General features: G+C 69.7%; 19 protein-coding genes and 5 pseudogenes. 13 read left to right on the top strand and 11 right to left on the bottom strand.

The features are described from left to right. The first annotated feature begins 191 nt into the window (after positions 1–191). Positions 192–851 carry a DUF2231 domain-containing protein gene (locus ABZX90_RS39545; protein WP_355213177.1) on the top strand — a complete coding sequence of 220 codons (660 nt, stop codon included), beginning with the start codon at positions 192–194 and terminating at the stop codon, positions 849–851. Here the strand turns inward: ABZX90_RS39545 and ABZX90_RS39550 are convergent. Both ABZX90_RS39550 and ABZX90_RS39555 read right to left on the bottom strand, forming a co-directional pair. Continuing rightward, positions 844–1,416: a hypothetical protein gene (locus ABZX90_RS39550; protein ID WP_355213179.1), complete on the bottom strand. Its 573-nt coding sequence runs from the start codon at positions 1,414–1,416 to the stop codon at positions 844–846. The genes ABZX90_RS39545 and ABZX90_RS39550 overlap by 8 nt on opposite strands. Then, positions 1,416–3,977: a DnaB-like helicase C-terminal domain-containing protein gene (locus ABZX90_RS39555; RefSeq protein WP_355213181.1), complete on the bottom strand. Its 2,562-nt coding sequence runs from the start codon at positions 3,975–3,977 to the stop codon at positions 1,416–1,418. The genes ABZX90_RS39550 and ABZX90_RS39555 overlap by 1 nt, the downstream gene beginning before the upstream one ends. Before the next feature lie 386 nt (positions 3,978–4,363). Between ABZX90_RS39555 and ABZX90_RS39560 the strand changes: the two are divergent. Then, positions 4,364–4,525 (top strand): annotated as a pseudogene (locus ABZX90_RS39560) (lytic transglycosylase); the annotation flags it as partial. Between the two features lie 468 nt (positions 4,526–4,993). Here the strand turns inward: ABZX90_RS39560 and ABZX90_RS39565 are convergent. Further along, entirely contained in the window at positions 4,994–5,524 is a 531-nt protein-coding gene (locus ABZX90_RS39565) for a hypothetical protein (RefSeq protein WP_351130610.1), read from the bottom strand. Positions 5,525–5,526: 2 nt separating this feature from the next. Beyond that, positions 5,527–9,618, bottom strand: a complete 4,092-nt coding sequence (locus tag ABZX90_RS39570; protein WP_355213183.1) for a DNRLRE domain-containing protein — start codon at positions 9,616–9,618, stop codon at positions 5,527–5,529. A 227-nt stretch (positions 9,619–9,845) separates the two neighbouring features. On the opposite strand from ABZX90_RS39570, the pseudogene ABZX90_RS39575 reads away from it, so the two are divergent. Next, positions 9,846–10,021: pseudogene (locus ABZX90_RS39575) on the top strand (fic family toxin-antitoxin system, toxin component); the annotation flags it as partial. A gap of 648 nt (positions 10,022–10,669) precedes the next feature. Further along, on the top strand, positions 10,670–12,223 hold the full coding sequence (locus ABZX90_RS39580; RefSeq protein WP_355213185.1) for an alpha/beta hydrolase: 1,554 nt from the start codon (positions 10,670–10,672) through the stop codon (positions 12,221–12,223). Positions 12,224–12,267: 44 nt separating this feature from the next. On the opposite strand, the gene ABZX90_RS39585 is transcribed toward ABZX90_RS39580, so the two are convergent. Further along, on the bottom strand, positions 12,268–12,357 hold the full coding sequence (locus ABZX90_RS39585) for a DUF6207 family protein (protein ID WP_355213223.1): 90 nt from the start codon (positions 12,355–12,357) through the stop codon (positions 12,268–12,270). 228 nt (positions 12,358–12,585) lie between these two features. On the opposite strand from ABZX90_RS39585, the gene ABZX90_RS39590 reads away from it, so the two are divergent. The 3 genes from ABZX90_RS39590 to ABZX90_RS39600 all read left to right on the top strand — a co-directional run bounded on the left by ABZX90_RS39590 (position 12,586) and on the right by ABZX90_RS39600 (position 17,040). Then, positions 12,586–14,625 carry a hypothetical protein gene (locus ABZX90_RS39590; RefSeq protein ID WP_355213187.1) on the top strand — a complete coding sequence of 680 codons (2,040 nt, stop codon included), beginning with the start codon at positions 12,586–12,588 and terminating at the stop codon, positions 14,623–14,625. A gap of 1,018 nt (positions 14,626–15,643) precedes the next feature. Then, positions 15,644–16,189 (top strand): RICIN domain-containing protein, encoded by a 546-nt coding sequence (locus ABZX90_RS39595; protein WP_355213189.1) that lies wholly within the window; start codon positions 15,644–15,646, stop codon positions 16,187–16,189. Between the two features lie 440 nt (positions 16,190–16,629). Beyond that, on the top strand, positions 16,630–17,040 hold the full coding sequence (locus ABZX90_RS39600) for an endonuclease/exonuclease/phosphatase family protein (protein WP_355213191.1): 411 nt from the start codon (positions 16,630–16,632) through the stop codon (positions 17,038–17,040). 405 nt (positions 17,041–17,445) lie between these two features. On the opposite strand, the gene ABZX90_RS39605 is transcribed toward ABZX90_RS39600, so the two are convergent. Together ABZX90_RS39605 and ABZX90_RS39610 are read right to left on the bottom strand one after the other, a co-directional pair. After that, positions 17,446–18,198: a hypothetical protein gene (locus ABZX90_RS39605; protein WP_355213193.1), complete on the bottom strand. Its 753-nt coding sequence runs from the start codon at positions 18,196–18,198 to the stop codon at positions 17,446–17,448. Then, positions 18,108–18,758, bottom strand: a complete 651-nt coding sequence (locus ABZX90_RS39610; protein WP_355213195.1) for a peptidoglycan-binding domain-containing protein — start codon at positions 18,756–18,758, stop codon at positions 18,108–18,110. The genes ABZX90_RS39605 and ABZX90_RS39610 overlap by 91 nt, the downstream gene beginning before the upstream one ends. Positions 18,759–19,201: 443 nt before the next feature. On the opposite strand from ABZX90_RS39610, the gene ABZX90_RS39615 reads away from it, so the two are divergent. Then, on the top strand, positions 19,202–19,399 hold the full coding sequence (locus ABZX90_RS39615; RefSeq protein ID WP_355213225.1) for a DUF6529 family protein: 198 nt from the start codon (positions 19,202–19,204) through the stop codon (positions 19,397–19,399). Here ABZX90_RS39615 and ABZX90_RS39620 read toward each other — a convergent pair. After that, complete coding sequence (locus ABZX90_RS39620) at positions 19,393–19,923, bottom strand: hypothetical protein (protein ID WP_355213197.1); 531 nt, start codon at positions 19,921–19,923, stop codon at positions 19,393–19,395. The two genes, ABZX90_RS39615 and ABZX90_RS39620, sit on opposite strands and share 7 nt — an antisense overlap. A gap of 318 nt (positions 19,924–20,241) precedes the next feature. Here ABZX90_RS39620 and ABZX90_RS39625 point away from each other — a divergent pair. After that, positions 20,242–20,412, top strand: a pseudogene (locus ABZX90_RS39625) (alpha/beta hydrolase); the annotation flags it as partial. A 227-nt stretch (positions 20,413–20,639) separates the two neighbouring features. Here the strand turns inward: ABZX90_RS39625 and ABZX90_RS39630 are convergent. Continuing rightward, positions 20,640–20,897, bottom strand: a complete 258-nt coding sequence (locus ABZX90_RS39630; protein ID WP_351130594.1) for a hypothetical protein — start codon at positions 20,895–20,897, stop codon at positions 20,640–20,642. Positions 20,898–21,020: 123 nt separating this feature from the next. Here ABZX90_RS39630 and ABZX90_RS39635 point away from each other — a divergent pair. Next, positions 21,021–21,238 (top strand): annotated as a pseudogene (locus ABZX90_RS39635) (transposase); the annotation flags it as partial. Positions 21,239–21,261: 23 nt separating this feature from the next. Here ABZX90_RS39635 and ABZX90_RS39640 read toward each other — a convergent pair. After that, positions 21,262–21,498 carry a tetratricopeptide repeat protein gene (locus ABZX90_RS39640; RefSeq protein ID WP_355213227.1) on the bottom strand — a complete coding sequence of 79 codons (237 nt, stop codon included), beginning with the start codon at positions 21,496–21,498 and terminating at the stop codon, positions 21,262–21,264. Positions 21,499–21,625: 127 nt separating this feature from the next. Further along, positions 21,626–22,354, bottom strand: a complete 729-nt coding sequence (locus ABZX90_RS39645; protein ID WP_355213200.1) for a hypothetical protein — start codon at positions 22,352–22,354, stop codon at positions 21,626–21,628. Between the two features lie 210 nt (positions 22,355–22,564). Between ABZX90_RS39645 and ABZX90_RS39650 the strand changes: the two are divergent. From ABZX90_RS39650 to ABZX90_RS39660, 3 genes and pseudogenes are all read left to right on the top strand, one after another. Continuing rightward, a pseudogene (locus tag ABZX90_RS39650) lies at positions 22,565–22,693 on the top strand (IS5/IS1182 family transposase); the annotation flags it as partial. Between the two features lie 237 nt (positions 22,694–22,930). After that, entirely contained in the window at positions 22,931–23,776 is an 846-nt protein-coding gene (locus ABZX90_RS39655) for a hypothetical protein (protein ID WP_355213202.1), read from the top strand. Then, positions 23,776–26,064: a bifunctional serine/threonine-protein kinase/ABC transporter substrate-binding protein gene (locus ABZX90_RS39660; RefSeq protein WP_355213204.1), complete on the top strand. Its 2,289-nt coding sequence runs from the start codon at positions 23,776–23,778 to the stop codon at positions 26,062–26,064. Before ABZX90_RS39655 ends, ABZX90_RS39660 begins: the two co-directional genes overlap by 1 nt. The last annotated feature ends 34 nt before the right edge of the window (positions 26,065–26,098 follow it).

The raw sequence follows: 26,098 nt of genomic DNA on the forward strand, positions 1-26,098 counted from the left end.
GGACCGCTTCACCTCGTCGATCTGGCCCCATTGCCCGCGGCTCCTGCCCGGCCTGGGCAGGAGCGTGCGCTGCCCGCCGACCGGGACCTGGCAGATCCCGGCGGATAGCCCGTCCAGCCACGTGGAGAGCCTGAGGCCACCCGAGTGCAGACGGGGCCACGGTGAATGGCGACGCGATGTACGTGTTGTGCATGAACACGAACGTCCCCACTCCTGTGCCGAATGAGAAGTCTCCGGCCCTGGCCACCCCGTCGGCATGGTGGCTGACGGCGCTGGAACGTATCGAACGCTGGGAGGGCGCAGACCCGGCGCAGATTTCTCCGGGGAGGGATCCGCTCACTCCCGCTGGGTACGGCGCGCGATTTTCTGCGCGGCAGGCTGCTGGGCCGCCCTGTGCACCCGTTCTGGTACACGTCCCGATCGGTTGCTGGCTGTCGGCAGCCGTACTGGACATCGTGCCGTCTGGCCGGCGCGTGCCCACCACCCTCACGGCTGTCGGTTTGGCCGAAGTCGCCCCGGCAGCAATCGCTGGCTGGGCCAACTGGGCAGATTTGCCGCCCGAACGGGCTCGGGTCGGTCTGGTCCACGCGGTCTCGAACGTGGCTGCGCTGGCCTGCTACACCGCGTCCTTGACGGCCCGGCTCCGCAGCCACTCGGCGAAAGGCAGACTGTGGTCGCTGGGCGGGCTGACGGCAGTCGCTGTGAGCGGTGCGCTCGGCGGCCACGTCGCCTATCGGCGGGCCGCCGGAGCCCCTTGCACGCGACTGCGCCGCGGGGTGAGGAGCCGAGGTTGTGGCGTGTGCTGGGCCGCCGGTCATCGGGCGTCCTTACCGGACACTGCTGCTACCTGAGCTCCACCGAGTACGAGCTTCCGCCGAACTCCCAGCCGTCGGTGCCTTCGCCGATGTCGGCGACGATGACGTCGTCGATGAAGTGGTCCTCGAAGTCGTCGTCGCGAAGGTCGCCGGCCAGCCACAGCGTCTCGATGTCGCTCCAGTCGCCGCGGCGTCCGTCGATGCGCAGGGGTGCGGCGCGGCGGGTGCCGCGTTCGCGTTCGTCGCTGCCGGTTTTGACCTTGCCGCTGATCTCGAACTGGCCGTCCTTGACGAGGTCGGGGATGGGTTCGGCGGGGACGATGGCGACGTTCTCGTACGCGGTGTGGATGAGGTCGCGGTAGCTTCGGCGGATGTTGTACTCGGGGTCGGACAGCCACTTGAGGAGGGTGCCGGGTCGGACGTCGAGGCCGGCGCTTTCCAGGGCCTGGTAGCCGCGGTGGGTTCCGGTGAGCTGGCTGAGCTGGGCGTGCCAGTGCTTGGCGCTGTAGGAGGACAGCCGGTGGCGCGGGGTGACCTGGGTGCGCAGGAGGTCGCCCAGGGCTGCGCCGAGTGAGTCTCCGCGGCCTGTGGGTCCGGCCATCAGTCGTCACCTTCGGGGATGAACTCGCCACGAGGGATGAACTTGGCCTTCACTTCGCCGAACCCGGTGCCGATCCGGTACGTGCCGGGCGGGGTGTCCTTTGGGGTCCAGAAGATGGCGGCGTCGACGTTGCGCAGGGCGATGAGGGTGTGGCCTTCCTGGACGGCCTTGAAGGCGACGGTCCAGTGGCGGACGGATGCTTCGGCGACCATGCTCATGCGCCAGTCCGGCCGCCAGAACGGTGACCGCGACTCGGGGCGCTTGGGCCACAGCAGGCGCAGTGCGATGGACAGCCGGGTCTTGTAGTTCTTGTACGGTTCGCCGCCCACCTGGATGAGCTCGGTGCGGGCTTCGCGGGCGGCTGCGTAGAAGGGCTTGAAGAGGGACTCGTTCGCCTTCCCGGTCCACGAGTCGCGGATGGTCACGGGAGCAGTGAGGTGGCCTTCCCGGACGAGCCGTTCGAGCTGCTTGATGTGCGGGGTGGTGACCCACACACGGCCCTCGTCGGGCCGGTCGATGAGCCGCCCGAGGGGGTGGGGCATGCCCGGGTGGTTCCACTCCGGGATGTCGATGAGGTAGATACCGGCCTGGGTCTTGTCGAACGTGTCGAGGGGGCCGGTGTGCAGGAGCTTGTTCGGGGCGAGCGGGACGGCCGAGCAGGCGGAGGGGTAGCTGCCGTTGCGGTCGATGAGGCACATCACGCCCTCACCGAAGGACGCGGGTACATCGAGCTGGTCCCGCCGCACGCGCCTCCCGTTCTCCCGGATGTGCGCGACCCGCGTGCTGGTGACGTCGGGGTGGACCCAGCTGGGCTCGCCGGCCATGTCCTCGCTGATCAGCGGCCACGGACCGTTGTCCCGTTCCTCGGTACGGATGACCGGGATCGGGTGCATCTTCGAACGGCCGACCGCTTCCTTGAGGATCCTCAAGGCGGGGAAGACCGCGCCCTCGGGCTCGTCCTCCTCATCGCCCGGCACCAGTGCGTCCTCGTCGTCCCTTGTGGCCTCTTCGTCGGCGTCGCCCGGGACATGCGCGCTGTCCGGGCCGGACTGGACGGTCGTGGTGTCGGGCTGCGCGGTGATGGGGGCGGAGGCGGCGGTGTTGTAGGTGTGCAGTGCGGCGGCGAGGCGGTGGCCCTCGGCGCTGTCGGGCGTCTGCAGGCCGGCGTCGGCCATGGCCTGCAGCGGGGCGTGGAGTTCGTCGAGGTCCTTCGCGTGGCCGCCTGCGAGTGCGGTGCGCAGGGCCGCGAGCAGGCGGGTCGCCTCCGCGGGCAGCCCTTTGACGGCACCGGAGGTGAACGGCAGGGAGGCGTCGGCCAGTTCACGGTCGGCGGCGCTGCCCACCGTGTCCGGGGCAGCGTCAGCGGGAGCGGGAGCGCCGGTCGCGGGAGCAGCGCGGACGGCGTGGGTGTCGAGGAAGCGGGCGTGGGCGAGGTCGGGGCGCAGGCTCGTGCTGCCGATGATTCCCAGATCGCGTTCCGCGACCGTCACGGTCGTCACCTGTTGGCCGGGGGCTGTGGTGAGGGTGAGGATGACGTCGGCGTCCAGCAGGTTCACGATGGCCGGGTCGTCGGTGTCCAGGACCGCGAGGACCGGTACGTGCTGGGTGCGTGCCAGTTCGCGCAGGACTTGGCTGGCGGCCGGGAGGTGTTCGCCGGACAGCGGAAGGCGCGGGTTACGGGCCCGCTGCAGCCGGTCGACGACCACGAGTGCCAGGTCGTCGGCGAGCGGCGCCGTGTCGGCGATGGCCTGCGCGGTCAGGTCGCTGCCGTCGTCGATGAGCAGCGGGGCGTGGCGGAGCCGTTCGGCGACGTCCTGCTCGTGCGGGGTGAGGACGCCGGTCTTGAGGCGGGCGTAGTCGCCGTCGGCTTCCGCGGCGATGATGCGGCGGGTGATGTCGGCGCTGTTGGGGCCGGATGCCGCGTACAGGACGCGGCCGTTGGCGACGAGTGCGGTGTGCCGGGCCGCCGCGAGACCGATCAGGCTGCCGCCCACCTGCGGTTCGGCCGCGACCAGGACCAGACGGCCCGGCTGCAGGCCTCCGGTTGCTTCGTCCAGGCCTGCCAGGCCGAAGGAAAGGCCGGGGGCAGGTCCGGAGGAGAGGACCTCGCCGATGGCGTCGCCGAGGGTGGCGAGCCGGCGTCCGTGCTCACGGCTGGGAGTGGGCTGGCTGTTCACCGCACCTCCTGCGATTGCTACGTCCTGCGCGGCGGGGTCGGTCAGGGGGCCGCTGATCGGTCCGTCGACAGGCAACAGGACCGCAACCGGGGTCTTGTAGCGCTTCAGTACCTGAGGCTGCCCCTGCGCAGCCAGCGCTACGAGGTCACCGAGGTCCTTCTGCGCCGAACCGAGGGGGTGCGTGGGCAGCCCGTTGGTGTCCGGGTGCCGAGCCGCGGGGAACCGGTCGAGTGGTGCCAGCAGGGCACGTACGCCACGGTTGTCGATCAACGTAGACCGGCCGCCCGAGCCCTCGGTCAGTTTCACCAGGGCATGCAGCTCCTCGCGGGCCTCGGTGACATTCCTGACGGCCCGGCCTTGCTCACTTCCAGGTGTCTGCGTCATCGCCTCAACCTCCCCTACTCACCAACAGCGTATCAACAAGTCACCACTTTCCGCCCAAACTTCACCACTCTTGACGTCAATTGTCACTCCCTCAGGGGAGATGGCGGCTCGACGGCACAACCACCCCCTAGCGTCTCGGTCGGGGCCGCCATGTTCAGCGCGCCGCCGTCCGGGGTGAGGCCAACCGGACGGCGGCGCGGGCACGGTGCCGGACTGCGCGGCGTGGCTCGCCGACCGCGGCCACCAGCCGGAGACGATCGAGCCCTGCGCGGGCGCCCTCGCGCTCAGCGGCACGCCGCTGGACGCCGAGGGCCGCCCCTATGTATCCGCCGTCGTCAACCACCGCGCGGCCGAGCTCGCCGCAGCGGGCAAGGTCACCGCGACCGACCCTCGTCAAGTCCGCCGACGACGCCACCGAGAACGACAAGGGTCCCTACTTCAAGGACGCAGATGGCAAGACCGTACGCACCCTCACCGCCCTGACCACGGACGCGGACGGCCAGCTCAAGCTGCCGAAGCTGTACGCCGACGACACCACCGGCACCTTCCCAGCTGGCCCGCACCGGGACACTGTGCGCCACACCCGCACGCAACTGGTCCAGCAGCTCGCGCGGTACACGCAGGTCTGGCGCCCGGGGACGGCACGGCCACCGTCGCTGCCCGGCAGTTGACAATCGACGGCCAGGACCAGCCGGCTGGCGGCAGCCCGCGGCAGCGACACCTCGGCCAGTGCCCGCCGCAACGCAGACCTCCTGCGCTGCCGCGTGGTCAGAGACCTGCTCATTGCGTGCGCTTCGCTGATCTGCTTCATGCCCGGCACTACGCGCCGGAGGCGGCCGCGACGAGGCCACCTGCCCATCTCCTTCTCGGTCCCGAACTGCCCTGCTCGGCACAGGAAGAGAGCCGCTGCCCCGGTCGGAATGACAAGAGGTTTCCGGGCTGTCCATGAGTGCGGAGGCCCGCACCCCGATTGTTCGGAGTGCGGGCCTCGTGGGGCGCTGCGGGGCAGGTGACCGCTAGTTCCCGGACGGGGTGCCGGAGGTGCGGGACCCGGAGTGGCCCGGCTTCGGCGGGGCCCATGTGGGCTTGGCCGTCGCCTCGGCCGGGTCGGGCTCGGCGAGGGTGAGTCCCCAGGAGTCGTCCTCCTCTCCTATGCGGGCCTCGATCTCCTTGATCTGGCCGCTCTTGGCGAAGTAGAGGACCACGACCTGCCGTACGGAACCCTCGTCGTAGAAGTCCGCTGCCACGTCTCCCTTGGCGGCGGTGCCGAAGGCCTTGACCCAGTTGCGGGCCGTGGCATCGGCGTGCGTGTCGTCGACGGCGAGCGCGGCCAGTCCGTCGACGTCGCCGTCGGCGAGCCGCCACACGGCCTTCTGCACCGTCTCAAGACTCCCCGTGGAGGGGTAGCCGACGACCCGCAGCGGTCGGTGATTGCTGTAGTCCGTCTGATACGTCAGGGACTCGTCGTCCGACGTGCAGCCCGTCAGGAGTCCGCCCGTGGCGGCGGCGGCCAGTGCGAAGCGGGTGAGGGTTGTCTTCCGTGTCATGGTCAGGACCTCGCCTTCGGGTGGAGGATGATGACCCGCTCGATGTAGTTGGGCTTGCCGCGGTACCGCAGGATGGCAGCCGCGAGGCTGGTCCTGTTCGAGCTGCCGTGCTGGATCAGCTGGAGCCCGTGCCGCTGGCGCTCGACGATGGCCACGTGGTTGTAGCCCCGTTCCTTCTTCCACTTGAAGAGCACGAGATCTCCCGGCTTGGCGGAGAGGGCCGTGACGTGCTTGGCCCCGCGGTAGCGGATCATGTGCCGGCGGAAGTTCTCGGCGGCGGCCCAGGTGTAGCTCTTGTTCTTGATGCTGCCAAAGAGGTAGTACTGCTGCCACCAGGCGCGGTCGTGCTTGCGCCCGCCGGAGCGGGTCTTCATGTTGCCGCCGTAGTACAGCGCCTTCGACACGAAGTTGGTGCAGTCCTGGCCGTATTCCCAGCGCGTATTGACGTTCCGGGAGGCCCACTTGAGCGTTCCGGAGCCGGACACCTGCGCGGCGGCGCGCTTGACGCGCAGTGCCGGTTTCTGAAGGGCCGGAGTGGGTTCCTCGATCGGCAGGCCGTTGGCGTCGAGCGCGATCGGCTCGTCGGGCACCTCGCTGATGGGGCCCAGCGAGTCGTCGGTGGTCTCCAGAGTGTTGGCGGCCGAAGCCGACGCCGAGAGCACGGTTTCCATCGCGGGGGCGTCCGCCTCGACGTGGAGGATCGGGGCGCCGCTGTTGGTGCTGAAGGTGAAGCGCTGCTCCCGCCGTCCTTCCTCGGGTTCACCGCCCGGGTCGCCCGGTTCCGTCGGGTTCCCGTCCGTCAGTACGGCCGAGTCCTCGAGGATCGCGCGCAGGAACACCGTGCCGTTGTCGTCGACTCCGACCAGGACGTCGGACAGCTTCGTGGTCATCTGGGTGTAGTGCTGACCGCGCTGGGCCAGTACGTTCCTGACCTCCGCGAGGTCCGCGGCCTGGGCGCCGAGCAGGTCCTGGAACGCGGCCCCGTGCGAGCTCGCGGCGAGGGCCGCCGCGGCGGTCGGGTGCTTGTCGGTGAGGATGGCGCTGCGGGCATCGGCGTACTGCTGCACGATCTCCCGGTAGGTGGCCGCGCCCCCCGGAACGGCCACGGGGGTGAGCGCTTGCGACGCCGTGCCGGGACCGGTGCCGTAGGGGGTACGTGCCGTCACGGTCACCCGATGGGCGGTGCCGTTCTTCAGTCCGTCCACGGCGATGTGCGCGTCGCGGGTGGTGGCCCTGGTGACCTCGCTGCCGTCGGTCTTCGTGACGACGACGGTGTACTCCGCGCCGTCCGTCGACGAACCCAGGTCCAGCGGCGGGTTCCAGGTCGCCAGGAGCCCGCCGTCACCGGCGGTCACGCGCAGGTCCTGCGGGGCTCCGGGCGCGGTCGGTGCCACGTAGGTGATGACGAGCTGTGGCCGCTTGGCCTGGTCCGTGCTGCGGCTTGAGTGATAGGAGACGGCCGGCGCGGTGTCGGTGGCGGGGAGCCGTACCGCGAACCCGTCGCCCGCCTGCTCGTCGGTCCAGGACTGCACCAGTGGCGTGAGGTCCTGGGTGTCGGCGGGCGCGGCTTCGGTGAACGGGGCGTCGTCCAGCACCTCCAGCAGGCCGGTTCCGGTGCGCGGGGTGGCCCAGGGTTCGTGCAACTGGTACATCTCGACGGGCCGCTGCGCACAGGTGCCGGTGCCGCATTCGGCCGGAGTCAGCACGAGCCGGGCCCGGGTCACCCGGGCACCTTCCGGCACCTTGCTGAGGTCCGGTTTGAGCCAGGCGGCCCGCTCGCCGCCGGTGCCGGCGTCCAGCTTCAGCCGGCCGTCGGTGACGGCGGGGCAGCCGCCGTCCGCACAGGCCTTGGTGCCGACCGGCACCGTGGCGTCGTCGAGGGAGGGGCCCGTGAGGGTGACGGACGTGGTGTCGGGTGCCTTCGGGTCGCCTGCGTCGGTGGCGGTGAGCTCCTGCTCGTAGGACCAGGCCGAGCAGCCCCGGTCGGTGCAGGCACGCATGGCCCAGAGGTACGTCGTGCCCGCGCGCAGTGCGCCTTCGGGGACGCGTGCCGCGGCACGCTGGCCGCTGTCCACCCAGGTCTCCGGGACGCTCACCCCGGGGAGCTGCTTTCCGTCGGCGTCGCGCAGGACGAACTCGGCTCGCACGCGGCCCTGTTCGGGGCTGGACACCAGCCCGGACAGCAGGGGGGTGAGGGACTGTGTGGCTCCGGACTCCAGTGCCTGCGGCATGTCCGGCAGATTGCCGGGACGGCGCCCGGTGCCGACCGTGAAGGTGGCCCAGTCGGACCAGGCAAGGTTGTAGTGCGTGCCGTCGTAGGGGCTGGTGCGGAACCGGTAGGTCGCACCGTCCTTGAGCGTGCCGTCAGGGACGGTCACGGCTGCGGCGCGTCCGGAGTCGACGCGCGGCGAGACGAGGTGGTCTCCCACCTGCTTGCCGGTGGCCGCATCGACGATCTCGAAGGTGCCGGTGACGCGGTCGCCGTCCTTGTCGGAGAACGTGTCCCGCAGGGTCGGCGTCGTGGTGTCGACCTGCCAGGTGTCCGAGGCGTCCTTGGCGAAGGGCGGGCCGGCCTGGCGGTTGTTGCCCGAGCGCGGGCGGAAGTTGTAAGTGACCGTCAGCTTGGGCGGGTTGCTGGTGGCATTGGCGGAGTTGACCCGCTTCCACTGCCCGACGACGGACTCGTCGGCGGCCCTCAGGCCCATGCCGGCCTGTGGCGCTTTGGAGGAGGCCCACGTCTGTACGAGTGAGGTCACATCGGCGTTGATCCAGCCGCCTGCGCCGCACTTCGGATTGCCCTTGGTCTCGGTGGACGTCGCGTGCTGGGTGTGCAGGGTGGGCTGGGACGTCCAGCGGCTGGAGACCGAGGCCTTGTCGGCCGACCAGACCGCCCAGGGCTGGGGCTTGCAGCCGGTGTCGCCCGAGTGGACGTTCCACAGACTGAGCTCGGCGTTTGTCACCAGGGCGTCCGCGAGGGGGGCCGTTCCCCAGGTGATGAAGGACCGTGCGGTGCGCGGGGTGCCGTTGGCGTTCTTCGTGCCCGGGTTGCCGAAGTCCAGCTCGGTGTCGGTGGACCAGTCGCGGGCTTCGCCCTGCTGGACGTACGTGTCGAAGACGTTGCTGAGGACGGAGGTCGAGGGGTCGACGGTGACCGGGTACCGCGTCGTGGGGTCAGCCAGGAACGCGGGGTCCGGCGCGACCACGAGGTCGATCGAGGAGCCCTGCTGCTTCACCTGCATCGCCACCGGCACGCGGTGGGTGTGCTCGCCGGACCGTTCGTCGACGGTCGCGTCCCACATCACCGGGGCGGGCATGACGGCCCGCTCCTGGCCGGTCTCGCGGTCCGTGAACAGCACGCTGGAGTCCGGCTGTTGCTCGGCGCGCAGTCCTTCCGCACGCAGTGAAAGGGTGTAGCCGTAGTCCTTCGTGGACGGGCGCTGCTTGATCTCGACGTACTGCTCGAATCCCGTACGGGTGGCTTCCACGACGACGTCGGCGCCCGGGACGGCATCGGGGTAGGTGGCGCGGTTGCCGTCCAGTTCGGGCTGCGGCAGGCCGCCCTTCCACTGGAGGGTGACCTGCTGCTCGCCCTCGCCGAGGGTGACGAGGTCGCGCGCTCCTGCGTTGCGGGCGGCGCTGAGGGAGGAGGCGGGTGTCCCGCCCTTGCCTGCGAGGGTGAGCGAGGCGGGGTGTGCCTTGGCTGCCACAGTGCCGTCACGGCGTTCGGTGAGATCGGTGTCGACGGTGACCCAGCTGCCGTTCCGGTCGAACCGTACGGGGCCGGCAGTGAGTTCAGTCGTCAGGGAGCCGTCTTGGTCGACCCAGGTGGTGGACGTCTCGGTGCGCTCGGACAGCGCCTCCACCCGCTTGCCGGAACGTTTCGCCTCAGCGAGGGCGGACGGAACGTCGGGTGCGGAGAGTTTCCCGGCCGGGCCGTTCACGGCGGGGGTTGCCGCGACGGCCGGCCGGGGCGTTGTCAGGACCGCCCCGCTCAGCAGAGTCAGGGAGAGGGCGAGCAAGGCCGTGGTGCGGGCCAGGCGTCTGAGCGCGCGCGAAGTGACCCGTTCCCCCGGAACGGGCGGTGGTATGTGCATGGTGTGCATTCGACCCTTGGTCAGATGGTCAGAGAGCGATGAAGAAGTCGTAAAGCTACTGTCTGGCTGGTATGCACACATCACCGAGTGGATGTTTTGTTCCACTATGATCATGGATGGTGTGCGGTGGGCTTTGTCACGGAGAAATGAGGGAACCTCAAGCTCCTTTTGCCGCTCGCCCCTTCGCACCTGGCCGGGTCGGTCCGGGTGATCAGCCAGCCGGGCAGTTGCTGCCCGGTGATCCGCAAGTCGACGACTACGGCCCGCTCTACGCGGCTGCCGCCCGGGGCGGCGCCCGGGCTCTGGAGCGCGACATCTACGACTCGGCGCATCTCCGGACGGCCGCGCTGCTCCAGACCCTGGTGAGGCTGCCGTGCTGGAGCATTCCAACGAGGCGTTCGCCTGACACTGCGCGGAGGCGTACTCGGCGCTGAACGGGTCCCGGCCCGACTACCCGATGACCGCCCAGACGGACGTAAGTCTTTTGCCTGGACCGACTATCGCGACCTCATCCAGGCCGCCCACCTCCACAAGGCACGCCCTGTCGGCTCGGGCTCCCATCTGACCGCCGCGTGACAGCAGCAGACTGGCGTCAGCGACGCGTACGAGCGAGCAACGCCGCATGAGGCAACGTCAGCACACCGTCCTCATCGGCAAACTCCGAACTGAACAGATCGAAGTGGCACTTGATCTCGGCGCGGATTCGGGGGGTCCGGCTCTGCACCATTTGGCCGCCGAACGCAACGCCACTCGCAGGACCGCTCCACCACTCGTCAGCGCTCGCGCGGTGATCCCAGCGCGCCGGGGCCGGCACCTGTCCGCCGGTTGTCGGGCCTGGACGGCGCCCGCACACCGGTGGTCGAGCCGTGTCCCCGTCCGCCACCGGCTGACCGGCCGTGACGAGCCCGCCGCCCCGGACATCGCACGCCGGGCGTCCGGCCGTGCTGTCGGAGGCGGTTTGTATCCTGCACGCATTCGACGATCGGACGATCACGGTTACGGCCATGCGGGCACGGGGCGGGCGTCCAGGGGCGGGAGCGCGGGGATTTCGATGAGTGACGCACATCCGATACGAAGCCATAGATCGGGCCTCTCGGTCGGCGCGCGCATCATCGCGGTGGTCGTCCTCGTCGCGATCGGGGCCGTCAGCGCCTGGCTCCAGCACGACGCGCGCGGCCGGAGTGCGGAGCCGCGTACGGAGTTCACCGCGAACAACCCGCCCGCCGGTCTGCCCACCGCGCTCACCACCGGCCAGCACCTCCACTGGTCCAACTGCACCTCGCCGCCCACCGCGCGCACGGGCTACGACTGCGCCACCATGAAGGCCCCCCTCGACTACCGGAAACCGGACGGCAGGACGATCGACGTCGCCCTGATCCGCCGCAAGGCCACCGGCCCGAACGCCCGGCGCATCGGCTCGCTCGTCCTCAACTTCGGCGGCCCCGGCGTGTCCGGCGTGAGCGGACTGCCCGAACGCCTCAACCAGTACGAGCCGCTCCTCGACCGCTACGACCTGGTCTCCTTCGACCCGCGCGGCGTCGGCGCGACCATCCCCGTGCGATGCGGGAAGACCGCGGACGACACCGGCTACGACGGGGCCGACGCCTGCGCCGAGCACTCCGAGGCGCTCCTCCCGTACATCGGCACCTCGCACACCGCGCGCGACCTCGACCTGATGCGCTACCTCCTCGGCGACGAGCGGCTGCACTACTTCGGCGTCTCGTACGGAACGGCGCTCGGCGCGGTCTACGCCCACCTGTACCCGTCGCACGTCGGACGGCTCGTCCTCGAAGCGTCCGTCGATCCGACCGAGGACCTCGACGAGGAGCAGGTGTCGCAGGTCAAGGCGGTCCAGGCGGCGTTCGACCGGTTCGCCGCGCACTGCGCGGCCCGTATCCGCCACTGCCCGACCGGCGCCGGGCCCGAGGAGGCCGCGCGGCGCATGGCACGCCTGGCCGACCGCCTGGAGAAGAAGCCCGCCCCGGCCGGCGCCGGAAGGAACCTCGACGCCGACGACTTCGCGTTCGCCGTCAGCGACCATCTCGACCTCGGCACGGACGGCTGGGCTCCGCTCGCCAAGGCCCTCACCGCGCTGATCGACCACAACGACGGCCGTCCGCTGAGCAACGGCGCGGACGACATCGGCTCCGCCGACCGCACGGCGACCCCGCGCGACAGCAGCCGCGCCGCCCTGACCGCGATCACCTGCGCGGACTCCAGCCTGCGCCCCGGCTTCGAACGCCTCGACCGGGACGAGGCCCGCATCAAAGCCGCCTCACCCGTCTTCGGCGCGGCCTGGTCCACCGGCGTCTACCTCTGCTACGACTGGCCGTTCGACGGCGAGCGCGCCACGCTCCAGGTGAACGCCGACGGCGCTGCCCCCGTCCTGGTGGTCGGCGGCACCGGCGACCCGAACACCCCCTACCCCGGCGCCCGCCACATGGCCCGCGCCCTGGGCGACGGCGTCGGCGTCCTCCTGACGGCCGAGGAGGAGGGCCATGGCACATACCCGCAGAACCGCTGCGTCACGGAGGCGGTCGACCACTACCTCCGCACGGGCCGCACCCCGGCCCCGGGGACGGTGTGCCGGGGCAGCATGTCCTGAGGCTCGTACGGATCCGCCGGGCGGCCGTCAGCACACCGGTTCGCTCACATCTGGAGGGTGAAGACGGTCGCGTCGTCGGCGGCGGCAATCTCCACCACTGCCAGGCCCGGCTCGGCCACGTGCGCGTCAAGGATTGCTCAGTTCCCCAAATCGGGGCAGCGTCACCCGATTCGGGTGCTGGTGGGCCCGGCATCTCGGTGTTGCTGTGTGCGGGCGGTTCCCTCGACAGGAGCGGCGTGGTGACGAGAATGGAAGACCACGTCACGCAGGGGGGCAGCGTGTCAGCGTATCTCCGGCAGGATGGCGAGCGGTCTCGGGATTGGCTGAGGTACCTGACGGCGGTGGGGGCTGGTGGGGCCGCCGTGGCGCTGTCCGCGATGTGGGCGTCCGGTCCGCTGGCCACCGGTATCGGAGCAGCCGTCACGGCTGTCTACACCCTTGTCACCGACCGTGTGCGGCCGCAGCGTAGCGAGCCGCACGAGGCGGCTCTCCTACGCACTTCGTCGGGCGGTATTCCCCGTCTCGATCAGGTGGACCGTCCTGAGCTGGCCGGTGTTCACCCCGCTGACGGGCACCCTGATCACCAGCCGGCGCCGCCCTATGTCGAGCGTGATGCCGAGCCTGAGCTGCGGCAGGCCGTGCTGGAGAGCGGTTTCGTCCTCATCGTGGGTGAGTCGACCGCGGGCAAGACCCGCCTCGCGTATGAGGTCGCGCGCTCGTGTTTCCCTCGTCATGCGTTTGTGCGCCCCCTGGCCAGGCCGGCGCTCGCGCATGCCGTCAAGGTCGCCAGGCGACGTCGCCGCGCAGTTCTGTGGCTGGATGATCTCGAGAACTATTTGGGTGCTGACGGGTTGACCGCGTCCGCGGTGGCCGGACTGCTGCGAGGCCCGCCCGGGCGGGTCGTGGTCCTGGCGACGATGCGGTCGCAGGAGTTCCGCCGCTACGACGCCCGGGAAGAAAGCCGGCTGACGGGGTCGGACCGGGATGCTTGGCGGGTGCAGCGCGAGGTGCTCCACATGGCTGTGCAGGTCCGGTTGGAACGGCGCTGGTCTGCGGCAGAACAGGATCGTGCTGACGCACACCGAGATCCACGGGTCCAACTGGCTCTGGGCAGTTGTGACAGGTTCGGGCTCGCGGAAGTCCTCGCGGCAGGGCCGGAGTTGTTGACAGCGTGGGAGAACGCCTGGGCCCCTGGAGCCAATCCCCGGGGCGCGGCGATCGTGGCGGCGGCGGTCGACTGCCGCAGGTCGGGGTTACGGCGACCGGCGAGCAGGCAGTGGCTCCAGGACTTTCATCTGCCCTATCTCGCCGAACGTGGCGGGCCAGACCTGCAGCCCGAGCCCTTTTCCGAGGCGATGCAATGGGCGTGCAAGGCCGCATACGCCACCAGCGGACTCCTGATCGGGAACTACAGCCAGGGCTACATCGCCTTCGACTACCTGCTGAATGCCCCGCGGCTGGCTCCGGTGCCGGACCATCTGTGGGAGGCGCTCTTATCGCGTGCAGGGGCGGCGGATGCGTATGACATGGGGCTTCTCGCCCATCAGGCAAATCAGCTGGCGCGGGCGACCGCGGCCCTGGAGCGGGCTCGGGCGGGAGGTGTGTCGGGGGCGGATTACCTGCTGGCGATAGCGGTCGGTGACCGTGGCCGGCCACGCGAGGCGGCCAGGAGCCTGGAAGGCATCGTGCGGCGCAGGCGGGCCCAGCTGGGCCCGCGTCACCCTGACACGCTGGCTTGCCTTCACCAGTGGGCGTTCTTCACCGGGGAAGCCGGGGACGTGCAGGCAGCCGCGAGTGCGTTCGGGGACCTGGTCGCCGCAACGACCGCGGCGCTGGGCCCCGAGCACACGGACACGCTCGCCGCCCGGCACCAGCAGGCCTACTTCACCGGGGAAGCTGGGGATACGCAATCCGCTGTTCAGCAGCTCACGGTTCTCCTGGGGGATCGGACGCGGCTGGAGGGCCCCGACAACCCTCAAGTTCTCGCCGGTCGGCGCAGCCTTATCTGGTTCTCCGGTATGAACGGAGACCTCGCAGAGGCCGAGCACCAATTGCGGCAGCTCATGGAAGATGCCATGCGAACGCTCGGGCCGGGTGACCCTCACCTGCTTGCCATACGCAGTACCCAGGCGGACTTCGCCGCCCGGGCGGGACGGGCCCGCGAGGCGACCGCGGTGTTCACGCAGTTGGTGGCAGAGCGCAGCAGGATTCTCGGGCACGACCACCCCCATGCCCTCCACACCCGCCTGCAACGAGCTCAAGGACTGATGAGCACCGGGCACAGCGAGCAGGCGCAGCGAGAGCTGGCGCAGATCATTGACGACGCGCAGCGTGTACTGGAGCCGGGTCACCGCCATCTTCTCCTGGCGCACCGCATGCTCGACCAACTGCAGCGGTCCTGAGGTGCAAGCCGTTGTTCGGATCTCAGGGCAGCTGGGCAGTGGCACCTGCGGTTGCCGAGGACGCGCCACGCTTTTGTTGAGCGCGAAGCAGATCATGTCCGCGGTCGAGAGCAGCGGGCCGGATCACGCTCCAGACGCGAAAACCCCGCCCCGCGCACCACGGGACAGGGCCTTCATAGAGCGCCGGGCAGGCCTTGCACCTGCATCTCCCCGCAGGAAACGGGACGTCTTTCCTTGGACCACCAACGCATCACCAACCGGCGCGACTTCCACCGATCAGCTCAAGATCAATACTAGCAGGCACGGCACATCAGCCCTCGGCACCCACTTCCGGACTTGCCAGCACTGCTGCACAGACCGCAGGCCTCGGGCCTGCGGACCTGATCGTCGTTCCAGGCCCCGTCGTCGCGAAGGCCGCCGGCCAACCAGAGCATCGCTCCCCTCAATTCCTCAGCGCCTGTCTGGATTCGAAGCTCGTTGACGGCTGGCTCACGCGTGAGGGCATGTTCAGGAGCGGGGCGCCGCCCTTCAGCGGCGCACGCTGCGTAGGCGAGAACCAGGAACGGATGCCGGTCGGTTTCGGCATCACCTGATGCCGGGCCGGCTCTGGAATGTTGCCGAGTTCTACGAACGCCCCGCCAACCCGCGTCGCGCGTCAGGTCCACGAGGGCCGTCCGTCAGCGTCACGATCACCTCCCGCACCCTGTACTTCAGTTACCTCTGCCCGATCGCCGAGTACCGGCCCGTTCGGCTGGCCAAGGAAGCCGAAGGGGGTGACCCCCTGGGCGCGGTCCGCCCCGACCCAAACGGCGCGGACGAGGGCTTTGACCAGGGCCGCTGCCGAGTGCTCGCCGGGGAGAGGAGCGGAGGAATCAGTTCCGCCAACCCGGCGGGCCCGCACGACGTGTCACGGCCCAAGTAGGCGGTGTAGAAGATCAGTTACCTCGCAAACTTATGCGATCATGAGCGGCGATTTCCGGCTGCCCGCCGGATTCTCCCTATTCGATTGCAGAGAACCATGAAGCCCACCGCGTTCCTCCGTGCCCGGCACGGCCTGCTTGTTCTTGCCGCCTCCCTCGGTCTCGCCTTCGGCCTCCCGGCCGCTCCGGCCCAGGCCGCGCCGTCCCTCGATTACCTGGCCACCGTCGAGATCCGCGCGGAGCACTCTGGCCAGTGTCTTGAGGTGGCGGACTGGAGCACGGCGAACGGCGCGGCCGTCCGCCAGTGGCCCTGCACCGGTGGCGACAACCAGAAATGGCACCGCTACTCCTCGACGGACATGCCCGACGGGTCGTACTTCTACGTGAACGCCAACAGCGGCAAGTGCCTGGAGATCGGCGGCTGGGGGCGCAACAACGGTGCGACCGCCAACCAGTGGGACTGCCACTACGGCCTCAACCAGCTCTTCTACGGCCAGTCCAGTTTCGCCATGGACTACACGTACGTTCAGCACAAGTGCCTGGAGATAGCCGACTGGAGCACGCAGGCGGGCGCCCCCGCGCGGCTGTGGACGTGCCACTACGGTGCCAACCAGAGCTTCAGCATCAACGCCGTGGACTGGTAAGCCGTTGCTGAGTCCGTAGTCAGGTCTCAGCATTCCGGGCATTTCGGCCCGGAAGGTCCGTCACATCACCAGAGCGTTAGGGGCTCGGCTTGAGTACGGTCTCCCGTTTCTGTCTGCTGCTGGTGCGGCAGTGTTGTGCCACCTGCCCGCCCCGTCCCTGCCTTGCGGCGGGGGCGGGTGGTGCGGGTCTTCCGGTCGGCTCCACGGGGTTTCGACACCCGGGGGGTGTTCTGGTCTGCGGCCACTCCGGTACCAGTTAGTCGTAGGTCCGGATGTGCAGCGGCAGTTTGGCTTTCACCACGCCGCACCCGGAGCAGGTCTTGGAGGAGGGGAACGATCGCCGACGCCGGATTCGGGGAGATCCGCCGCCAGCTCACCTACAAGACCCGCCGGAACGGCTGCCGCATCGTGGCCGCCGACCGCTGTAGGGATGACTATGAATGACTAGAAAATCTGTACCAGTTGCCAGCCCCACGAACCGGTACACGCGGATCGCAGCTGCCGAACTGGCCCGGCTCACCGGGCTGATCGCGGCCATCGGCCCGTCCCTGCCCGTCGCCGTGGTCGGTGACCTGAACGTCCCGCGCGACTCGGCGGCACTCGCCGACTTCGTCGCCGCAGCGGGGCTGCGCGACATCCTCGCCGGCGACACACGTCCGACCTACCGGCCCACACCTCGATGGCCGTCGCCGCCGGCCTTGGACCACGTACTGGTCAGGGCCGCAGCCGGGGAGACGCTGACCGGCAGCGCCGACTTCGTGTTCCAGGACAAGGTGACACTGGGCGACGGCCGCCAGGCCTACCTGTCCGACCACTACGGCGTGCAGGCGCAGCTGATCCGGTCGAATTGAATCCTCCCCCAGCCAAAGCGGGGGGATTCCTGGCTCACGCTGCCTGCGGGTCAGCGACCCGACAGGTCTTCCGCGATCAACACCAGCCGGGTCGAAACCAGCCCGGTTCGATACAGCAAAGCTTGGAGGCGCATGTGCTGTCCTGGCTCTCGATCAGCACGGTGCGCGCGCTCGGTTCTCGCACCGCACGGCACGCAACCTACCCACATCAGGTGGACGGTGTTTCGCCCTGGAGGCGAAATCCCGTTTCCTGCCCTGCTCCGCAGGAATCCGATTCTCCCCCGCAAGCGGGAGGTACCCCCGCCCCGGCCTGAAGGCCGAGGCATCCTCGGAGGAACCCGGTGAACGGCAACCAACGCAGGAAGCGCATCTGTGGCGCACGTGCAGCCGGCTGGAACGCCCTCCTCAGCTCTGTCCGGCCTCCGCCAAGGCGGTGAGGACGCGCCGGGTCTTACTCTCGGGGTGCTCGGAGAGCGTCACCCCGCGTTCCCTCACCGCGTCTTCCAGCTTTCGCTGCTTGCGCTCGGCCCGCGCCGTGAACTCCTGGGCGTCGTCCTCGTCCTTGGGCTTCACCCGGATCGAGGCCTCCAGGAACTCCAGACCCGCAACCGACCACGCCTCCAGGTTCACGTCGAGGTCGCCGAGCGGAACATCGTCGACCTTCGTCGAGAGAATCGGCCCCAACGCGACCAGCCCGTCGAGCCGGACGGCGGGGGCGCAGGCGTGCAGGAACTGATCCTGCACCGCGTCGATCGGCGCGGCAGTATCGGCCCCGGGCTCCACCGCGCCCGACAGCGCGCCCGGCGGGTGATCGTGCATCAGGGAGGCAGCCAACACCCTGCGGTCCTCCGACCAGTCCTCCTCGATTCGGTACGTGAACGGTGTGGTCTCGAACTTGGCCGCGAACCGGCCGACCAGCTGCTCCCGGGTGCACGGACGCAATTTGACGGTCAGATCGTCTGGACCGCCACCCGTCCTGAACCGCACGATCACGCCGCTGTCCAGCAACAGCACCCGGCCCTCGGCGACGCCGTTCCGGTCCTCGGCAAACCAGATGCGGCGCGTCGTCATGGCGCCGCCTGACCCTCCCAAGGCCGACAGCGCCGCCGCGACCTCACCTTCGATGTTGACCTTGATCTCGACCGGCAAGAGGTCCATCGCACAGCTCCCGCTCGCTTCCTGGACGTTGTCGCGCACGTCCTGCGGGTACTTGCAGGACGAAAGCGTTGAACGCCGTTTGCTGGTCTTGCTCCTCCTCCAACTCGGGGTCGACGCCGCCCGGATCCTCCCGGAAGACGAACTCGCCGAGGCCGTCCGGCTGCATCTCGCCCAGATCCACCCCGGCGAAGACGTTGTCCAGGTGGGGTCGTTTCCAGCGCCGTCTCGGTCGCATCACCGGGCGTCAGACTTCCCCCGGTGTCCTCGAGCCCGGATGCGGCCTGGAACTCTGCGAGTGCGCCTGCAGTCTCCTCGCTGAACGACCCGTCGACGGTGATGAGCGAACCGCCCGTGCTGTCCCGCGAGTCGTTGATCAGTGACTGAAGGAACCGCACGTCCTGGGAGTCGTTGTTCCCGTCCGGGCCCACAGAGCCTCCCATGGGGGAGTTGAAGACGAGCAGGGCGGGCGCGAGGATGGCGCCGAACAGCTCGGCGGCGATGAGGGCCAGCGCGCGTGCTGGTGCCGGCCGTCGCCGACACCCCCGAGGTGCGCCGCCCATTGGTGATCCCGGTGGTCCGCCGGGTGTCCGACGGGTCTGCGCCGAATCAATTCGACGCCCCGCACCGATCCCCGATGCTCGTGAATCCGTCTTATTCCAGGATATATCCACCCCACCCCGGGCCGCCCTCTGGAACCGGCCGACCCAGGGTGTGGGTCGCGCCTCCTGTACATGCCGACGACAACCCGCGCAACGACCCGGCGAAGATGTTCGAGGACGAGGTGAACACCCCGTCCCAAGGCGCGCCGGCCGTGCCGGGTCCCGCTTGTTCAAGACGATCGCGGTGTGGTCATGGGCTGTCTGTAGGGCTGCCCGGTGACGAGTGCGAGGCCGATGTCGTGGCGTGAGCACGATCAGGATGTCGTGGTCACCCGGAGCCCACTGGCTCCAGCATCTGCTCGTCGGCACCACCCCACTCGATCACCGGTTGCGTGCTGGTTGGCGTGCTGTACGGCGCGTTCGCAGCCAAGGTCCTCGTGGTGCGCAGCCACAAGTTCCCGGGGCGGACGTGGCCTGTCGCTGGAGCCCTTCTCTTTTGCTCGAGCGCTCCTTTGGTACACCGCCGCGCTGTGGCAGCTCAACGGGTTCCAGGCGCCGTGACTGTGACCGGTTCGGGCGGCGCCAGGCGGGCCGGTCAGTAGCCGCCGCTCTGTGACGGCGAGGTCTTGGTGATCGCCTTGCCGTCGGTGCCCAGCACGTACCACTTGGCGCCGAAGGCGTCGAGCCCCTGTCCGTTGGTCTGCCCGGCCTTGGCATCGTCGGCGAACGTGTAGAGCGGGTGCCCCTTGTACGTGACCTGCTTCGAGCCGTCGCTGCGCGTGATGGTCGACAGCAGCTTGCTGTTGACGCCGCCCCCGGCGGTCGGCTTCCCCTGCGCCTTCAGCGGTGGCCAAGCCTTGGCGCAGTCTCCGTTGCAGGTGGACTTGTTGGTCTTGTCGGACTGGAAGAGGTAGAGGGTGTGCCCCTTGCTGTTGACCAGGATCTTGCCGAGGGGACCGGACTTGGTGGTCACCGTCGCGGAGGACGAGGCGCTCACCGCCGATCGCGCTGCCTGGACGCTGCTTGCCGAACCGTGGCTGCTGCCATCGGCGTACGCCACGGTGGCCGCGGACAGGAAGAGTGCCGTTCCGGTGGCTGCGATGAATGCTCGGGTGTGGTACTTCACGAGAAGTCCTCCGGCTGCTATCGCCTCGGAGTGTCTTGCGGCCGTTGCGCTTCGGCGCGCGTCGCGTACCTTCCATTACACGCCAAATTTGACAACCCGGCCACACGGCCGTCCCGTCACCACCGCAGGCCCGCGGTGCGCATCGCACGCTCTCTCTGACTTGATCTTGCACTTGTGCGACGTGGTAATGGATTGGTCCGTCGCTCCCTCCATTACCGTCTCCGTAGCCCCGCAACGGGGTTACCGGCCTTCGGAGTTGGGGTCCGTCCGCCGCAGCCGACGGACCCGGCTAGTAGGCCACCGCCGGCCCCAGCCCAGGTCCTGGTGCAGTGGGACGACGAAGGGAACGATCGGCAGGCGGCCCTCGACCTGTTCGACGCCTTCGGCTCCAAGGAGAAGTCCCTGCACGCCAACCTCGGCGGGCACACCGGCGTCCCGCGGTCCGAGATGGAGGACGGGGCTCGGTTCTTCGCCCGGCACCTGAAGTGAGGCCGGGCCGTCAGGCCAGCAGCAAACGGTAAGCGGCGTCGGCCATGATGCCGTCATCGAGGACAGGCCCCGGCCCTCCTCGATGACGGCGCCCGGCAGATGCACAACCGCCCCGATTGCGGCAGTACCGGGCGGTCGGGGCGGCCCGAGGGCGTGGACGCCTTGGGCTTGTCTCTTTGACCCGCCCTTGGCGGTGTGGGTGCCTTCGCGGGTCTGACAAGCCTGGGTCAGCCGGTGGGCTTGACGGCGTGTCCGACGACAGTGATCCCGAGTCCGATGATGAAGGGCGTCCAGGAGACGAAGGCCAAGCTGGAGACCATGAACAGCAGGCCGGTTCCCCATAGCCTGGGATTGCGTACTGTTTTGCTGAGCCATCGTCCAGGCACCCGGTTACAGGTCAGGGTGTAGATACCGAGCCCTGCACCAGTCGCCCCCAGAACTCCCATGGCAATGAGGCTAAGCGTCAAGAGTTCACCGAAGGCCATCGTTCCCTCCAAGTTCGGCTGCTGCAAAGCTACTCGTCAGGCCAGGCAACCGGGCAAGCGGGTGCTGTCGCGGAAGCCATGAGGGGTGCGTGTCTCTCCCGTGAGCTGGACCGTTGGCCGGACGTGTCCGTCCGGCGAGTGATCAGTGATGTGATGTGGCACCGGATCGAGCCGCTCATGCCGTTGATCCGCCCCGGGGCCGACGGTGGGCCGACCACCGCCGCGCGCTGGAAGCCATCGCGTGGAAGTACCGCACCTGCTCGCCCTGGCGGGACCTGCCCGCGGAACTGGGCTCCTTCCAGACCGCTCACAAACGGTTCGTTGCCGCGGCTGGGGAAGGGGCTGTGATGGTCGGCAGTCACGTTCAGGGAGTTTCTCCGTGGGCTCTGGCCTGCCAGTTCCACGTCGCTGCGGCGCCGGAGTGATCTCCCACTTCGTCACGCCAGTGGGCGAGGATGCCCAGCATGGTCAGGGTGTCGGGATGGTCCGGGCCCAGCGCGTGCAGGCAGGCTTCCAGGAGTTCCTCGTGCGTGGCTGCAGCCCCCGCTGGATCTCCTGCCGTACCCCGCTCGTAGGCGAGGCCGGCCGTCGTTGTCGGCACTGCTCGGACGCACCCGCGCCGCGATACTTGGCCCCGCGCCCGTGAGCCGAGTTACGTACGTCGGCCCAGGTGTACCCGTCGCCTCAGTCCAGGTCGACAGGCCCATCGGCGGGGAGCAGACCTCGCTTCACTCCGTAGCCTGGGTGGCTCGCTGTGTGCGGAGTGTTTCGGCGACCTCGTAGGCGCGGGCCGGGTCGTAGACGGTGATGCTGTTTCCCGGGTTGTACATCGCGCTTGCTCGTGGTGTGTACGTGTGGCTTCTGACGCCGTGGTGGGCGGCTGTCTCGTCGACAGCCTCGAGGGGCACCTGCCACAGGGCGGCGACGCGGGGGCCGGCCAGCCATTCCTCGGGGCACGAGAAGTTCCTTTGGGCCTCGGTGCGGTGCTCGACCTCTACTGCGCAGGGGGTGAGCTCCCCCGTGAGCCAGTCGGTCAGGGTCCCCGCGTCGATGAGCGCGAGCGGGGAGGACGCCGCCGGCCGGCACTCCAGCCTCCCGCCCGTGGAGTGCAGCGTCACAGTGATCGACTTTCGTAGGCCCAGTCTGGTCTGCTCGACGACCACGATCCGCTGGAGATCATCCATCGCGAGTGTCGAGCGGCGCAGGAAGCGGGCGATCTCCACCTGCGGCGGAACATGCCGGGGACGGAACTCGACCCACCGCACCATGCCGGCCGGCACGGTGTACAGCAGGACAGCCATGATCAGGATCGCGGCCAGGGCCATGATCCCCAGCACGACCCAGACGATGCCCCAGACCAGCGCGTACCCCGAGACAAGGGCGACCACCAGCACAGGCAGCAGAAGCGGCAGCGCGATCAGCGGAACGAGAACCCCGCTGCCGAGCATGCTGAGCAACTCCCGCACCCTGCCAGGAACAACCACCAGCCGCCAGCCCTCCGCGGTCGGCCCGACAACTCCTGCTAAGGCAGAGGCGCTTCGATCAGTGGCCATGACGAAAGCATAGGGCTCGGCACCGGGGTCGGTAAGGAAGCGCCAGGCGTACCGCTGCACTTCGCAGGTGGGGCCGCGGTTCCGCCGCGTGGCGGCGCAGCATGTGCAGGGGCGATCCACCGCCGACCGGCCCGAGACGACGAAATCCTCCCCGCCCGCTTCGAAGCCGTGAGCGACCTCGCCATGACCGACCTCCTGGCCTGCCGCCTCACCGGCGAGAACACCATTTTCCGGCGCGACCCGACATCGCCGGACCGAGGCAGGCGCCGTCGCCTCCGCCCTGCTCCCCGATGGGCGTATCCCGATCGTCTTCTTCGAACGGTTCCTGTGCGTGATTGCGGGCGCGTTGGTGCTCACCGCGACTGTCGTCGTTCCGCTTGCGGACTACGTAACCAGATACGTGGTTCTACGGAGGTCCGTTCCCTCCCGGCCGTCTATGTTCGACGAGTCGAATGGCAGGAACGGTGTTGAGGGGTCTGAGTGACAAGCAACGCCCATGGGATGCGGGGCAGTTGGGTGACGCTGCTGGTCGCGGGGACTCTGCTGGCCGGGTGTTCGGCCCAGGGGACGGACAACCAGCTTTCCCGGCAGAGCGATTCGCCCTCGGCCGGTACTTCGCCGCGCGCCTCGGCCAGTTCCTCGCCGGTCAGCGGGGAGACCCCGTCGGCCGGCGCGTCCGCCACCTTTTCCGTCTTCACGCCCGATGCCTCCCTCGTCCCCCGGACCTCCAAGGACGGGCGCCGGCTGGCCGAATCCGTCGTGCTCGCCCCGGCCGGCTGGGGGCGGAGTTTCGTCGCCCAGACTCCGGCCGGGAGCGCCCCGGGCACCTGGGCCGTGCTGAACGAGGACTGCCGCTGGCAGCGTGAGAAGCTCTCGCGCGGGGTGCTGGCGAGCACGTCCCGCTACAGCCGGCTGCCGGCCGGCGGAGGCAAGGGCGCGGTCAAGGTGACGGCGGTCGCCACCGTGCACGCCTCCGTCCTCGGCGCCGACGAGCAGCTGAGCACCACCCTCGAGGAGGTGCTGCGCTGCCCGGAGCAGCGGCCCCGGTCCGACGAGCGGATCACGGGTCTCATGTCGCTCGGCACTCCCTTCGGCGCCCGCGAGCAGGAGTACGCCGACGACTCCGTACTCGAGGCCGGCGATTACGTCGAGAGCGGCGGTGCCGCACAGCCGTACCGGTGGATGGTCGCCCGGCTGGGCACGGTCGTCGTGGCCGTCTCCGTGACGGGCGCGAAGGGCAACACCGCGCAGGAACTCGAACGGCTGGGCAGCAAGGCCCTGGCTCAGATGCTGACGCGCATCGAGCAGCGGCTGAAGGGGAAGTGATGGAGCCGCTGCGAACTTCGGATCCTGCCAGGCTGGCGGGCTACCGGCTGCTGGGACGGCTCGGTGCGGGCGGTATGGGGGTGGTGTACCTGGCCCGCTCGGCCGGCGGAACTCTGGTCGCGCTGAAGGTGATTCAGGCCGAGTACGCCGAGGACCCCGATTTCCGGGAGCGATTCCGGCGTGAGGCGGACACGGCCCGCCGGATGACCAGCCCGTGGGTGGCGTCCCTGGTGGACGCGGACCCCGAGGCGGCACAGCCCTGGCTCGCGACCGCCTTCGTCCCTGGTCCCTCGCTCGCCGAGGCTCTCGCCGCGCACGGGCCGCTGCCGGTGCCGAGCCTGCGGGTGCTCGGGGCGCGGCTCGCCGAGGCGCTGCGGGAGCTGCACGCGGCCGCTCTCGTGCACCGGGACGTCAAGCCGGGCAATGTGCTGCTGGCGCTCGACGGCCCACGGCTGATCGACTTCGGTGTGGCCCGCAATTTTGAGGACACCGCGCTCACCTCGACCGGTGTCGTGGTGGGCACGCCGGGGTTCTTGCCACCGGAACAGGCGCGGGGCGGGCGGGATCCGGGAGCGGCCGGAGACGTCTTCTCGTTGGGCTGTGTGCTGGCCTTCGCCGCGACGGGGCGCCTTCCGTTCGGCACCGGGTCGATCGATGCGCTGCTGTACCGGACGGTGCACGACGCGCCGGATCTGGAGGGTGTTCCGGCGGAGCTCGCCGAGGTGGTGAGCAGCTGTCTGGAGAAGGACCCGGAGCTGCGGCCTACGGCCGGGGCGCTGTCCGAGGCCCTCACGGTCGCCGCGCCCTTGTCGCCCGCCTCGCCCGCCTCGCCTTGCGACCCGCGGGAGGCCTTGCGCGTCGTACGTCCTCCAGAACCCGAGGACGACAGGATTCCCGGCGAAACGGAGTCGGCCCCCGGCGACGAGGCCTGGCTGCCCGAGCCGTTGGTCAGGCTGATCGCGGAACGGTCGGCCGCCGGGCTCGCGCTGCCCTCCATCGACGAGACCGAGGTCGACGCCGCGTCCGTCGGCACTGCTGCGACGGACACGGCGGCCGCGCAGCCCGCGGTCCGTGCCGTCGGCAGACGCCGTTTCCTCCTACTGGCCGGGGGCGCGGCGGTGGTCACGGCCGGGGGCGGACTGGCCGCGTGGGCGGCGCTCTCCGGTGACGGCGAGGACGACAGCGCCGCCCCGAACTCCAGCAGTCCCGTGTACACCCTCGGTCTGCATGCCGACCTGAGCGGCGATCAGAAGGCGGTCGGCCGGGCTCAGGAGCGGGGGCTGCGGCTGGCGGTCGAGGAGTTCAACTCCCGTGCGGACAGTCCCTTTGTTCTCGCTGTGAAGACGGTGGACGACGGTGGCGATCCGGCCCGGGCACCCGAGGCGGCCGCGAAGCTCGTCACCGACCGTTCCGTGCTGGCCGTGATCGGTCCCACCACGGACGCCACCGCCCTGGCCTCGCTGGCGGCGTACGATGCGGCCTCGCTGCCCCTGATCGCGGTGTCGCCCGGCGCCACCGTACTGGGGGTGATGGGCAGCCGGTCCTTCCTGCACGCCCGGGTGACGGACGCGGTCCTGCCGTTCTACCTGGACGCGTATGTGCGCGGCACCGCGAAGTCGCGCACGGTCGGGATCGTCGACGACCGGGCGGCGGACGCCTACGGCTGGGAGATCAGCAGCACCCTCGCCAACATCCTGCGCAAGGAACGGCAGCCGGCCGTGCCGAAGGTGGTCAGCGCCCTGCGCACCGACTTCGGGCCTACCCTGGATGCCCTGCTCGACGGGGGCGCGGACTCCGTGGTGTTCGCCGGTTACCACGACCGGGCGGCGCTGCTGGCCCGGGAACTGGGCAGCCGTGACTTCCCGGGGGCCAGGGCCGCCGCCCAGGGGGTGCTCGACGCACGGTTCCTGTCCGCCGCGGGGGACGCGGCCGACGGCTGGGTGATCGTCGCCCCGGTCATGGACGCCACCGTGGCGCCCGAGGCGAAGGCGTTCAGGGCCGCTTACCGCAAGCGTTTCGACGCGGAGCCGGAGCGGTACGCCGTCGAGACGTACGACGTGGCGCAACTTTCCGTACGCGGTCTGCGCTCGCTGACCGCCGGGCGCCGCACCCGGCAGAATTTGACGGCGGCGCTGCGCTCGGCGACGTACAAGGGGATCAGCCGGAACCTCGCGTTCGACAAGGCGACCGGGGCCCTGGTCATCGACGGCAGCGGGGTCTACCTGTGGAAGGTCGCCGGCGGCCGGTTCGCGTACCAGGGCGTGGCGCCGTACCAGGTGTCCACCTGATGGGGCGCTCGTACCAGGTGTCCACCGGGTGAGG

It is taken from the genome of Streptomyces sp. NPDC002935 (genome assembly GCF_040611295.1).
GTDB lineage: Bacteria > Actinomycetota > Actinomycetes > Streptomycetales > Streptomycetaceae > Streptomyces.